Genomic DNA, 12,951 nt, shown 5'->3' with positions numbered 1-12,951 from the left:
GGCCGAGTCCGGCCCCGGCCGCTACCGCGCTGCCGCCAGCGCCTCGGACTGCTCCTCGCGTTCCAGCATGTCGCTCAACGGCCCGCCCGTGACGGCCAGTTCCGCGTACGTTCCGCGCTGCACGACCCGCCCCGCGTCCAGCACGACGACCTCGTCGACGGCCCGCAGGCCGGCCAGCCGGTGGGTGATCAGCAGCGTCGTGCGGCCCTCGGTGGCCGCCAGCAGGTCGGCGGTGAGCGCGTCGGCCGTCGGCAGGTCGAGGTGTTCCGCGGGCTCGTCGAGGACCAGGACCGGGAAATCGGCGAGCAGCGCGCGGGCCAGCGCCAGCCGCTGCCGCTGCCCGCCCGACAGCCGCGCCCCGTGCTCCCCGACGAGCGTGTCGAGCCCGTCGGGCAGGCTGTCGGCCCACTCCAGCAGCCGGGCGCGCCTCAGGGCGGCGCGCAGTTCGTCCTCGGTGGCGTCCTTCTTGGCGAGCAGCAGGTTCTCGCGCACGGAGCTGTCGAAGAGGTGCGCGTCCTGGGCGCACAGCCCGACGAACCGCCGTACGTCGTCGCCGTCGAGCGCGTACGCGTCCACACCGGCCAGCGTGTAGGAACCGGCGTCGGCGTCCAGGAAGCGCAGCAGCACCTGGGCCAGCGTCGTCTTGCCGGAGCCGGAGGGCCCGACGACGGCGATCCGGCGCCCCTGCTCCAGCGTCAGGTCGACGCCGGCCAGCGCGTCCCGGTCCTGTCCGGCGTGCCGGGCGGCCAGGCCGCGGACGACGAGCGGGAACGGCGAGGCGGGCGCCTGCCGCGGCTGCTCGGGTTCCCGTACGGGTTCGGGGGTGTCCAGCACCTCGTACACGCGCTCCGCGCTCCTGCGCACCCGCTGCCGGTACTGCACGGCGAGCGGCAGCCCGAGCACGGCCTCGAAGGCGGCCAGCGGGGTGAGGACGACGACGGCCATGGCCACGCCGTCCAGCCGCCCGTCGGCGACCGCCCGGGCGCCCACGAGGGCGGCGACGGTGACCGTCAGGCCGGACAGCAGGGCGGTGAGCCCGTCGCCGAGCGCGGTCGCGGTGGCGGCGCGCGAAGCGATCCGGGTGAGCGTTCCGTCGGCCCGCCGCGCCTCGGCGGTGCGCGCGGGCAGCGCGCCGGCCACGGTCAGCTCCGCGGTGCCGGTGAGCAGGTCGGTCACCCGCGTCGCCAGCACCCCGCGGGCGGGGGCGAGCCTGCGCTCCGCGCGCCGGGCCACGGCGCCGGTCACCAACGGGACGCCGGCCCCGGCCGCGAGCAGACCCACGGCGAGCGCGGCGCCGGCCTCGGGCAGCAGCCAGGCGGTGAAGCCGACGGACACGGCGGAGACGACGGCCGCGGCGCCCGCGGGCAGCAGCCAGCGCAGCCAGTAGTCCTGCAGCGCGTCCACGTCGGCGACCAGCCGCGAGAGCAGATCACCGCGGCGGGTCCGCCGCAGTCCGGCGGGCGCCAGCCGCTCCAGCCTGCGGTAGACGGCGACCCGGGTGTCGGCCAGCATTCGCAGCACGGCGTCGTGCGACACGAGCCGCTCGCCGTAGCGGAAGACGGCGCGTCCGATGCCGAAGGTCCGCGTCGCCGTGACGGCGACCATCAGGTACAGCACCGGCGGCTGCTGCGAGGCCCGGGAGATGAGCCAGCCGGAGGTGGCCATGAGCCCGACGGCACTGCCGAGGGCGAGGCTGCCGAGCAGCAGGGCGAGGGCGAGGCGGCCGCGGCGCGCCGCGGACATGGCCCGGACCCGGGCGAGGACGTTCCGGCTGCCCGCGGGCGCCTGCGCGGTCTCGGGCTCGAGCGGGGCGGCGGGGGCGGCGGACGTCGTCCCTCCGGCGCCGCGCACCTCGGTCGTGGCGTGTTCCGCCTGGGCGGCGGGCGCCGGCTCCGGAAGCCGCACGACCCGGTCGGCCACGCCCAGCAGCGCCGGCCGGTGCACCACCAGCAGCACCGTCCGCCCCACAGCCAGCCGCCGCACGGCCTCGACGATCCCGGCCTCGGTGGCCCCGTCCAGGGCCGCCGTCGGCTCGTCGAGCAGCAGCACCGGCCGGTCCGCGAGGAATGCCCGGGCCAGCGCGAGCCGCTGCCGCTGCCCGGCGGACAGTCCGGCGCCGTCCTCGCCGAGCACCGTGGCCGCGCCGTCGGGCAGCGCGTCCACGAACTCCAGTGCCCCGGCGTCCGCCAGCGCGCGCCGCACGGCGTCGTCGTCGGCGTCGGGGCGGGCCAGCCGTACGTTCTCGGCGATGGTGCCCGCGAACAGGTGCGGGCGCTGGGGCACCCACGCGATCCGTGACCGCCACTGCTCCAGGTCGAGGTCGGCGAGGTCGGCTCCCCCGACCGACACCCGCCCCCCGGTCGGCCGCACGAAGCCGAGGAGGACGTTCAGCAGCGTCGACTTACCCGCGCCGCTCGGCCCCACGAGCGCGACCGTCTCTCCGGGCGCGACGGCGAAGGACACGTCCGAGACGGCGTCGTCGGCGCGCCCCGGATAGCGGACGGTCACCCCCTCGAAGGCGAGGGCGCCCGCCGACACCACGCCGGTCCCCGAGGCGGGCACCGGCGTCTCCAGGACCGCGAAGATCTCCTCGGCGGCGGCCAGTCCCTCGGCGGCCGCGTGGTACCGCACGCCGACCTGGCGCAACGGGAGGTACGCCTCCGGGGCGAGGACCAGGATGACCAGGCCGATGTAGAGGTCCATCTCGCCGTGCACCAGGCGCATGCCGATCGTCACGGCGACCAGCGCCACCGACAGCGTCGACAGCAGTTCCAGGGCGAAGGAGGACAGGAAGGCGATCCGCAGGGTGCGCATGGTGGCCTGGCGGTACTCGCCGGTGATGCGCCGGATCGACTCGGCCTGCGCCTTGGCCCGCCCGAACACCTTCAGCGTCGGCAGGCCGGCGACGACGTCCAGGAAGTGCCCGGAGAGCCGGGACAGCAGCCGCCACTGACGGTCCATCCGGGACTGCGTGGCCCATCCGATCAGGACCATGAAGACGGGGATGAGGGGGAGCGTCGCGACGATGATGGCCGCCGAGACCCAGTCCTCGGTGACGATCCGCGCCAGTACCGCCACCGGCACGACCACCGCCAGCCCCAGTTGCGGCAGGTAACGCGAGAAGTAGTCGTCGAGGGCGTCGACCCCGCGGGTGGCCAGGGCGACGAGCGATCCGGTCCGCTGCCCGCCGAGCCAGCCGGGGCCCAGTTCCACGCTGCGCTCCAGCAGCCGTCCGCGCAGTTCCGACTTCACTGCCGCGCTCGCGCGGTGCGCGGCGAGTTCGGTGAGCCAGGACACCAGCGCCCGCCCGCCCGCCACGGCCGCCAGCAACAGCAGGGGAGTACGGAGTTCGGCGACCGACATGCCGTGCTGGAAGGCGCCCACCACCGTCTCGGCGATGAGCATCGCCTGCGCGATGACCAGCCCGGCGCCGACGGCGCCCAGGCCGACTACCGCCATCAGGAAGAAGCGGGTGGCACGGGCGTACTGAAGGAGGCGCGGATCGATCGGTTTCACGTGAAACATGCCCTTCGGTTCAGGGAGGGTGTTTCACGTGAAACATGGCGGATCATCGTGAAACACCCTCCCCGGCAGATTCAGTGCACAGCCCCGGCGGCAGTGTCGGCGGCGATGTGCTGCGTACCGATCCGCTTGCGGAACACCCAGTAGGTCCAGCCCTGGTAGAGCAGCACGATCGGCGTGGCGATCCCCGCGCACCAGGTCATGATCTTCAAGGTGTACGGGCTCGACGAGGCGTTGGTGACCGTGAGGCTCCAGTCGCTGTTGAGCGAGGACGGCATGACGTTCGGGAAGAGCGTCAGGAAGAGCATCGCCACGGCCGCCACGATGGTGACCCCGGAGAGGGCGAACGACCATCCCTCGCGTCCGGCCTGGTTCGCCACGAGGGCGGCGACCAGCGCGGCGACCGCCACGACCAGCGCGACCAGGCTCTTGCCGTCCCCGCCGTCGATCTGCGTCCACAGCAGGAAGACCAGCGCCGACACAGCGGTGGCGAGACCGACCCGCAGGGCCAGCTTGCGCGCCCGCTCCCGGATGTCCCCGAGCGTCTTGAGGGCCGTGAACACCGCCCCGTGGAAGGTGAACAGCGTCAGCGTCACCACTCCGCCGAGCAGGGCGTACGGGTTGAGCAGGTCCCAGAAGGTGCCGACGTACTCGCGGCTCTGGTCGATCTTGACGCCCCGCACGATGTTGCCGAAGGCCACGCCCCACAGCAGCGCGGGGATCAGCGAGGTCCAGAAGATCGCGTTCTCCCAGTTGCGCTGCCAGTTCTCCTCGGGCCGCTTCGCCCGGTACTCGAAGGCGACACCCCGCACGATCAGGCAGACCAGGATGATCAGCAGGGGCAGGTAGAAGCCGGAGAACAGCGTGGCGTACCACTCGGGGAAGGCGGCGAAGGTAGCGCCGCCCGCCGTGAGCAGCCAGACCTCGTTGCCGTCCCAGACGGGCCCGATGGTGTTGATGAGCACCCGCCGCTCGGGCCGGTCGCGGGCGAGCAGCTTGGTGAGGATGCCGACCCCGAAGTCGAAGCCCTCGAGGAAGAAGTAGCCGATCCACAGGACGGCGATGAGGATGAACCAGACGTCGTGAAGGTGCATGACTTCAGCTCCTCGGCCTAGTACGAGAAGGCCATCGGCTTGTCGGCGTCACGGGTGTCGCCGCCGATCTTCGTGGGCGGATTGAGGTCGGCCTCGGTGAGCTCGGGCGGGCCGGCCTTGACGTACTTCGCCAGGAGCTTGACCTCGACGACGGCGAGGACGGCGTAGAGCACGGTGAAGACGATCATCGAGGTGAGGACCTCGCCCTGCGAGACGCCGGGGGAGACGGCGCTGCTGGTCTGCAGGACACCGAAGACGGCCCACGGCTGACGGCCCATCTCGGTGAAGATCCAGCCCCAGGAGTTGGCGAGCAGCGGGAAGCCCAGGGTCCAGATGGCGGCGAGCCAGTACAGCCTGCCGATCTTGGGGTTGAGCGCCTTGTTCTTGAACAGGACCAGGTGCGGCACCTCGTCCTCACCGACGCGCAGGTGCTGCGGCAGCATGAACTTCTTGCGGGTCATCCACAGGCCGGCCAGGCCGATGGCGAAGGACGCCATGCCGAAGCCGATCATCCAGCGGAAGCCCCAGTAGGTGACGGGGATGACCGGGCGGTAGTCACCCGGCCCGTACTTCTGCTGCTCGGCCTTGTTGACGTCGTTGATGCCGGGGACGTGCGAGGTGAAGTTGCTGTCGGCCAGGTAGGACAGGAGTCCCGGCACCTCGATGGCCACCGAGTTGTGACCCTTGTCCACGTCGCCGACGGCGAAGACCGAGAACGGCGCCGAGTCCTGACCGTCCCACAGCGCCTCGGCGGCGGCCATCTTCATCGGCTGCTGCTTGAACATGACCTTGCCGAGGAAGTCGCCGCTGACCGCGGTGAGCAGACCCGCGATGACGACGGTGACCAGGCCCAGCCGCAGCGAGGTCTTCATCACGGCCACGTGCTTCTTGCGGAACAGGTGCCAGGCGGCGATGCCGACCATGAAGGCGCCGCCGGTGAGGAAGGCCGCGGACAGCGTGTGGAAGACCTGGGTGAGTGCGGTGTTCTGGGTCAGCACGTGCCAGAAGTCGGTGAGTTCGGCACGGCCCTTCGCCTGGTTGATCTTGTAGCCGACGGGGTGCTGCATCCAGGAGTTGGCCGCGAGGATGAAGTACGCCGACAGGATCGTGCCGATCGCGGTCATCCAGATGGTGGCCAGGTGGAGCTTCTTCGGCAGCTTGTCCCAGCCGAAGATCCACAGACCGATGAAGGTGGACTCGAAGAAGAAGGCGATGAGCGCCTCGAAGGCGAGAGGTGCGCCGAAGATGTCGCCGACGAAGCGTGAGTAGTCGGACCAGTTCATGCCGAACTGGAACTCCTGCACGATGCCGGTGACCACGCCCATCGCGATGTTGATCAAGAAGAGCTTGCCCCAGAACTTCGTCGCTCTGAGGTACTTCTCCTTGTCCGTGCGCACCCAGGCGGTCTGCAGGCCGGCCGTGAGGGCGGCGAGCGAGATCGTCAGCGGGACGAAGAGGAAGTGGTAGACGGTGGTGATACCGAACTGCCAGCGCGCCAGTGTCTCCGGCGCCAAAGCCATTTCCACGTCATGGTCTCCTTACGTGGCCGTGGTCACAAGCGGCAGCGTGCTCCGGGGTAAAAGAGTGGAAACGGAGCAACCGGGACACGTTTGTGAACGCGTTCACATTCACAAGGAATTATGACGCATACCCGTTCGGACGTGGATGGGCGGGGGGTCCCCAGGTCCGACCGACCGGCCCCCCAGGGACAGGGCCACCCGGCCCATGGCGCCGAAACGGCTGCTCAGGGGCGGTCGCCGTGGGGGCGGCGGGCGATGGGCGGGCCGCGCCGCGCTCACCTGTGAGGTTCCTCTCGGGCCCGCGCCGAGGTGGGCCCATGCGGCTGACGTCAACCCGCGCCGACATGGCCCGTGCGGCCGACGCAGGCCCGCACCGACATGGCCGGTGCCGCCGACGCGGGCCCGTGCGCCCGACCCAGACCCGTGCACCCGACGCAGCACATGCGGAAGCCCGTGCGGCCGGCGTATCCCGTCGCCGCACGGGCCCGTGTCGCGACGAGGGCTACAGCTCCTTGCGGAACCCTTCCGTCACCTTCAGGAAGATGTCGTTCGCCTCGGTCTCCCCGATCGTCACCCGCACGCCCTCGCCCGCGAACGGCCGCACGACGACGCCCGCCTGCTCGCACGCCGCCGCGAAGGCGACCGTGCGCTCCCCCAGCCGCAGCCAGACGAAGTTGGCCTGGGTCTCGGGCACCGTCCAGCCCTGGGCGCGCAGCGCGTCGACCACGCGCGTGCGCTCGCACACCAGCGAGCCGACCCGGCCGATCAGCTCGTCCTCGGCACGCAGCGAGGCGATGGCCGCCTCCTGCGCGATCTGGCTCACCCCGAAGGGCACCGCGGTCTTGCGCAGCGCCGCCGCCACCGGCTCGTGGGCGATCGCGAAACCGACGCGCAGGCCCGCGAGGCCGTAGGCCTTGGAGAAGGTCCGCAGGACGCAGACGTTCGGCCGGTCGCGGTAGAGCGCCACGCCGTCGGGCACTTCGGGGTCGCGGATGAACTCGCGGTAGGCCTCGTCCAGCACGACCAGCACGTCGGAGGGCACCCGGTCGAGGAACCGCTCCAGCTCGGCCCGTCGCACGACGGTGCCGGTGGGGTTGTTGGGGTTGCAGACGAAGATCAGACGGGTCCGGTCGGTGACCGCGTCCGCCATCGCGTCCAGGTCGTGCACGTCACCGGGCGTCAGCGGCACCCGCACGGACGTCGCGCCGCTGATCTGCGTGATGATCGGGTAGGCCTCGAAGGACCGCCAGGCGTAGACGACCTCGTCGCCGGGCCCGGAGGTCGCCTGGACGAGCTGCTGGGCGACGCCGACCGAGCCGGTGCCGGTGGCCAGGTGGGAGACCGGGACGGCGAAGCGCTCGGCGAGCTCTTCCATCAGGCCCGTGCAGGCCATGTCGGGGTAGCGGTTGAAGGAGGAGGCGGCGGCCGCCACGGTCTCCATCACACCCGGCAGCGGGGGGTAGGGGTTCTCGTTGGAGGACAGCTTGTAGGCCACCGGTCCCCCGGCCGCGGCGGGCTTGCCCGGCTTGTAGGTGGGGATACCCTCCAGCTCGGCGCGCAGCTTGGGGCTCGTCTCGCTCACCGCAGTCCTCCTCATGACCACCGGCATCCAATACTTCTCACCTTATGAGGATTCGAGGCCGTTGCGTACAGGTGCGCGCTGACCTCGTGGTTTCCGACGACATCACGGGCATCGCCGGACGAATCAGCACAAGACCAGGGGCGCTGTCACATATATCTACGCGCCGGTGGCTCGCGCCGTGGCGCGCATCGCTCGTGAAGGTGAGTTGAGACCTCTTCGAAACATCGGTGACTTGGCAGGCTCATGCGTGCCGACAAGTCACGTAATGCCATCGAATCGCTCAACTGTCTTCGTTTCAGAGGGTGTTAGTGACAAATGACCATGCAGAAACGTGCCTGTCAACGCGTGCATATGCGTCCGCCCTACCCCACCGCATGAGCCCTACTATCGGCTCGCCATGACAGCAGCAGGGAAGCACCAGGTGAGCCGCGCGGAAACCTCACGGCGAGGCAGCCGGCCGGGCCGGGCGGGCATCAGAGATGTGGCCGCCGCCGCCGGAGTCTCCATCACGACCGTCTCCGACGCCCTCAACGGCAAGGGCAGGCTCCCGGACGCCACCCGGCGCCATGTGCGCGAGGTCGCCGACCGGCTGGGCTACCGCCCTTCGGCCGCCGCCCGGACCCTCCGCACCGGCAAGTCCGGTCTGATCGGTCTGACCGTGACGACGTACGGGGATGAACCTTTCACCTTCACCGAGTTCGCCTACTTCGCCGAGATGGCCCGCGCCGCCACCTCCGCCGCGCTCGCCCGCGGCTACGCGCTCGTCATCCTGCCCGCGACCTCGCGGCACGACGTGTGGTCGAACGTCGCCCTGGACGGCACGGTCGTCATCGACCCCTCCGACCAGGACCCGGTCGTCAGCGAACTGGTCCGGCAGGGGTTACCCGTGGTCTCCGACGGCCGCCCGGCCGGCGCGCTCCCGGTCACCGCCTGGGTCGACAACGACCACGAGGCCGCCGTCCTCGGCATCCTCGACCACCTGGCCGACGCCGGCGCCCGCCGCATCGGCCTGCTGACGGGCACCACCACGGACACGTACACCCACCTTTCGACCACGGCCTACCTGCGCTGGTGCGAGCGCGTCGGCCAGGACCCGGTGTACGAGGCCTACCCGGCGCACGACCCGTGCGCGGGCGCCGTCGCCGCCGACCGGCTGCTCGCCCGCCCCGACCGGCCCGACGCCGTCTACGGCCTGTTCGACCCGAACGGCACCGATCTGCTGGCCGCCGCACGCCGTTACGGCCTGCGTGTACCGGACGACCTGCTTCTGGTCTGCTGCAGCGAGTCCACCGTGTACGCCAACACCGAGCCCCCCATCACCACGCTGTCGCTGAAACCGCGCCGGATCGGCACGGCCGTGGTGCAGCTCCTCATCGACGCGATCGAGGGGGTCGAATCGGACCAACCGGTCGAGCAGGTGATACCGACGGAGTTGATCGTGCGGACCTCCTCGCAGCGGCGCCCGCAGCGGACGACCGTCAGCCCGCCGCGGTCATCCGAGGAGGAATAGAACAGGCACGGTCGGCAGACGGCCGAAGCCCTGCCCAACCGGGGCGAAAGCCACAGCCAACTGGACTCTTGTTCCGATTGAGCACCCCGGGGTCATCACATGGCACGATCCGCGTTCCTATGATGGGCCCACGACACCGCGGGCCGCTGCGACCAGGCAGTCCGATGCGGTGCAGATGCGGCGCGATGGTGGAGGGGTCTGATGACTCAGGGGGCCGGTCAGGGACCCGAGGTGGAGCGGACGGCGACGCTGCGCGACTTCCGGGTGCCGGCGTACGTCCACGAGACCGGTCCGTACGGCCACAGCACGCACCCCGGCAATGCCGTCCCGCCGCACGAGGCCGCCCATCCGGAGGGCTACACGCCCACCGAGCGCGACCTGCCCGTCATCAAGCGCGGTGACACGCTGCAGGTGACCGTCGCCCCGGACCCCGCGCCCGCGCCGCAACACGCCGACGGTCCCGGACCGCTGTACGTCGTCGGCGACGTGCACGGCTACCTCGACGAACTGGTGGCCGCCCTGCGGGAGAAGGGCCTCATCGACGCGGCCGGCCGGTGGAGCGCGGGCACCGCCCGGCTGTGGTTCCTCGGCGACTTCACCGACCGCGGCCCCGACGGCATCGGCGTCATCGACCTCGTGATGCGGCTGTCCGCCGAGGCCGCCGCGGCCGGCGGCTACTGCAAGGCCCTCATGGGCAACCACGAACTGCTGCTGCTGGGCGCCAAGCGGTTCGGCGACACGCCCGTCAACTCCGGTGCGGGCACCGCCACCTTCCAGGCGGCCTGGCTGCTCAACGGCGGCCAGAAGACCGACATGGACCGCCTCCAGGACCACCACCTGCAGTGGATGGCCCGCCTCGACGCCGTCGAGGAGGTCGACGGCTACCTGCTCGTCCACTCCGACACCACCGCCTACCTCGACTACGGCGACTCGATCGAGGCGGTCAACGACACCATCCGCGAGACGCTCACCCGAAACGACGCGGACGAGTGCTGGGACCTCTTCCGCAAGTTCACCAGGCGCTTCTCCTTCCGCGACGAGGGCGGCGCCGACCATGTCCGCTCCCTGCTGAATACGTACGGCGGCACCCGTATCGTTCACGGCCACAGCCCCATCCCGTATCTGCTCGGCCAGGTCGGCTCCGAGGACGGCGGAGAGGACAGCCGTCCGGTGGTCGAGGGACCGCACGTCTACGCCGACGGACTGGCCATCGCCATGGACGGCGGAGTGACCATGGCCGGAAAACTGCTGGTCCAACAGCTTCCGCTGGAGGCCTGAGCGTTCGCCGCGCAGGCCTCCCCGCTCCGCGGGAGCGCTCCCAACAGCGCAGGCCAGGGCCCAATTTCCGGAAACCCCCTGTCACCGCGCGCCCCCACCGCTCTACCATCGGCTTATCCGTAGCAGGCTCCCCTCCGTTTCTGCCCGACGGCTCGTTGGCATGCGAGCCCCAAGCCCTACGGAGCATCGGGGGATGCACATGAACAGCATTCCGCAGCACCTGCTGAGCGAGGACCGCCAGGAATACGAGCGGATCCTCGATGAGGCGCTGCGCCTGGCACCACACCGCCCGGAACTCGCCGCTGTGGGACAGCGGCTCAACTCCGAACAGCTGCGCACCATGGCGCTGAACGCCACCGCGCTCATCACGGCCGCCGCGGCGGCCGAGTACCAGCACTACGTGAAGGTCCGCGAGGAACTGCGCCGGCCGGCGCCGTCCACGCCGTCGTCCACCCACGCGTCCGGCCGGGACGAGCCGGGCCCGGGCGGGCTGGGGCTCGCCACCACGCTCGGCGAGACAGCCGAGACCGGCGCGACCGCCGAGGCGGCCGGCGCGGGCGCCGTCGCCGTCGCCGCGGTCCTGACTCCGGTCCTCGCCGGAGCAGCAGCGGCGATCTTCCTGCTCGTCGGCTACGTCCTGAAGTCGCTCGCCCCGCACAAGGCGTTCGGCAGGACCCTGCTCACCGCCGGGTGGGTGTTCGGGGCCATGACCGCGGTCGCCGTCCTCGTCGCCGCCGTCGGACTTCTGCTCACCGCCCTGCGCAACAGGCCGTCGTTCGACGCCGGGTCCTACGGGGAGGCGGGCGCGGAGGTGTTCCGGGCCAGGGAAGCCTGGCGCGAGGCCCTGCTGGAACGCGGCATCCTCCCGTTTCTGCGGGAGGCGCTCGAGGATCCCGCTACCGCTGCCGTACTGCGCCGGACGGCACAGCCCACGCCGAGCGGCCGCATGCCGCAACTCGGCTACGACCGGCCGGGCTTCAGCAGCCCGGACGACGGACCGGCCGCCGGCCCGCGCCCGAGCTTCACGAGCCCGGACTACACCAGCCCGGACTTCGGAGGCCCGGAACACCGGCCGGAGTGACCCGGGCGGACGCACGCAGCCTGCGCCCTCCGGACCCCGGGGGCGCGCATGCCGCGCCTACAGACGCCTGATGACCTGTGCCTCGGCCCTTTCCACCGGCGTACGACCGTAGGCATGCACGAGAGAGAGGTGGAACAGCGCCGGTGCCAGGGGCGCCCAACGGTGGACGCGGTCGTCCCGCATCAAGTACTTGATCACCGTTGCCGGGCGGAAGGGCACGTAGTCGATGGTCTGGTGCTCCCAGCGGTCCGCGACGCCCCTGCTCATGCGCGCCTGCAGGTCCGCGCTCCTGAGCTGCGTCAGCCTGGCGTGGAAGTGACCGCTCCAGTGTCGCTTGTCGACGTCGAGCACGAAGGCCAGGAGATCGAGCGTGTACTCGTGCGGCTCCAGGGACAGCTCTTCCCGCATCCCCCGCCGGGCCACAGCGTGCAGGTCCGGCGCGTTCCTGCCCGACGAGTCGATGTGGCGGGACAGGCCCTCGTTGACGGAGGAGTTCCAGACGCCCGGGGCCATGCGCACCCGGTCGCTGCGCCGGCTCACCACCAGCATGTCGTCGGCGGTGACGACGGCGATGTTGACGGCGAAGCTGCACTGGAGGAAGTCCGGTGCCTCGAGCGGCCGGTCCGGGTCCAGGTAGCGGGAACGGGGCGTCGTACCGTCCGGCAGCCGGCGGTCGAGTTGCTGGGCGGCCAGGAAGGTGTAGTAGTCGGTCGGCCTGAGTCTCAGATGGACTTCGGGCGTCTCGTCCAGAGCGGTACGCGACACGTCGAACGACTCGACCGCGTAACGGGGTCCGTTCCACAGGGGTGCGCGTCCCTCCGCTCGCAGGGTCTCGCTCTCCGCCGCGATCTCCGCTCGCCAGGGGACCATGTCCGGCGGCAGCTCCACCTCGCCGTCGAGCACATGGACGTGGATCGTCTCGGACGGTATCGGAGACGTTCCGTCGCCCTCGACGATCAGGGCGGAGGTCTGCAGGGGGCCGAGTGAGAACGCGCGCCAGGCAGGTCCCGACTCGTCCCCACGCGCCAGGGCGCGGATCGCGCCCACCGAGCGTCTGCGCAGGCGGTACCAGGCGTCCTGCAGCGGCTGCTGGAACAGCACGGCGAACACCATGCCGATGACGGCGCCCGCGACTCCGTTGGCTACATCGATCCCGTCCACACGGGAGACAGTAAGGATCTTGGCGACGCCGAGCGGCATCGTGTTCCGACCGTTACGCGGCGCGGGACCCTGGCTCGCACGGGGGCGTGCGGGGGGGGGGGGGGGGGGGGGGGGGGGGCCAGGGGGGAGGGGGGGGGGGGGGGGGGTAGGGGGGGGGGGGGGGGGGGGGGGGGGGGAGGGGGGGGGGGGGGGGGGGGGGGGGG

8 protein-coding genes are annotated in these 12,951 nt (G+C 71.3%); 3 read left to right on the top strand and 5 right to left on the bottom strand.

Features of this window, described 5'->3' with window-relative positions:
• Window positions 1-21: 21 nt before the first annotated feature.
• From cydD to hisC, 4 genes are all read right to left on the bottom strand, one after another.
• Window positions 22-3,516 carry a thiol reductant ABC exporter subunit CydD gene (gene cydD / locus ACZ5GT_RS32560; RefSeq protein WP_469033502.1) on the bottom strand — a complete coding sequence of 1,165 codons (3,495 nt, stop codon included), beginning with the start codon at window positions 3,514-3,516 and terminating at the stop codon, window positions 22-24.
• A gap of 80 nt (window positions 3,517-3,596) precedes the next feature.
• A complete protein-coding gene (gene cydB, locus ACZ5GT_RS32555) occupies window positions 3,597-4,616 on the bottom strand; it encodes a cytochrome d ubiquinol oxidase subunit II (RefSeq protein ID WP_360746556.1) in 1,020 nt (339 codons plus the stop codon).
• A gap of 17 nt (window positions 4,617-4,633) precedes the next feature.
• Window positions 4,634-6,142 (bottom strand): cytochrome ubiquinol oxidase subunit I, encoded by a 1,509-nt coding sequence (locus ACZ5GT_RS32550; protein WP_469033499.1) that lies wholly within the window; start codon window positions 6,140-6,142, stop codon window positions 4,634-4,636.
• Between the two features lie 496 nt (window positions 6,143-6,638).
• The gene (gene hisC / locus ACZ5GT_RS32545) at window positions 6,639-7,718 is read right to left on the bottom strand and encodes a histidinol-phosphate transaminase (protein ID WP_469033497.1); all 1,080 of its coding nucleotides are present in this window, start codon (window positions 7,716-7,718) and stop codon (window positions 6,639-6,641) included.
• Between the two features lie 397 nt (window positions 7,719-8,115).
• On the opposite strand from hisC, the gene ACZ5GT_RS32540 reads away from it, so the two are divergent.
• The 3 genes from ACZ5GT_RS32540 (at window position 8,116) to ACZ5GT_RS32530 (ending at window position 11,587) form a co-directional block, all read left to right on the top strand.
• Complete coding sequence (locus tag ACZ5GT_RS32540) at window positions 8,116-9,228, top strand: LacI family DNA-binding transcriptional regulator (protein ID WP_469033495.1); 1,113 nt, start codon at window positions 8,116-8,118, stop codon at window positions 9,226-9,228.
• Window positions 9,229-9,429: 201 nt separating this feature from the next.
• A complete protein-coding gene (locus ACZ5GT_RS32535; protein WP_469033493.1) occupies window positions 9,430-10,506 on the top strand; it encodes a metallophosphoesterase in 1,077 nt (358 codons plus the stop codon).
• 193 nt (window positions 10,507-10,699) lie between these two features.
• A complete protein-coding gene (locus tag ACZ5GT_RS32530) occupies window positions 10,700-11,587 on the top strand; it encodes a hypothetical protein (protein WP_469033491.1) in 888 nt (295 codons plus the stop codon).
• A 57-nt stretch (window positions 11,588-11,644) separates the two neighbouring features.
• Here the strand turns inward: ACZ5GT_RS32530 and ACZ5GT_RS32525 are convergent, their stop codons facing one another.
• Window positions 11,645-12,748 carry a hypothetical protein gene (locus ACZ5GT_RS32525; protein WP_469033489.1) on the bottom strand — a complete coding sequence of 368 codons (1,104 nt, stop codon included), beginning with the start codon at window positions 12,746-12,748 and terminating at the stop codon, window positions 11,645-11,647.
• Between the last annotated feature and the right edge of the window lie 203 nt (window positions 12,749-12,951).

The sequence above is a fragment of the Streptomyces sp. NPDC031340 genome, assembly GCF_055569945.1.
This window is presented reverse-complemented; position numbering and strand designations above follow the sequence as displayed.

Coding starts and splice junctions, on each gene's coding strand:
- ACZ5GT_RS32530 (WP_469033491.1), top strand. CDS start 10,700: ATGCACATGAACAGCATTCCGCAGCACCTGCTGAGCGAGGACCGCCAG.
- ACZ5GT_RS32540 (WP_469033495.1), top strand. CDS start 8,116: ATGACAGCAGCAGGGAAGCACCAGGTGAGCCGCGCGGAAACCTCACGG.
- cydB (WP_360746556.1), bottom strand. CDS start 4,616: ATGCACCTTCACGACGTCTGGTTCATCCTCATCGCCGTCCTGTGGATC.
- ACZ5GT_RS32535 (WP_469033493.1), top strand. CDS start 9,430: ATGACTCAGGGGGCCGGTCAGGGACCCGAGGTGGAGCGGACGGCGACG.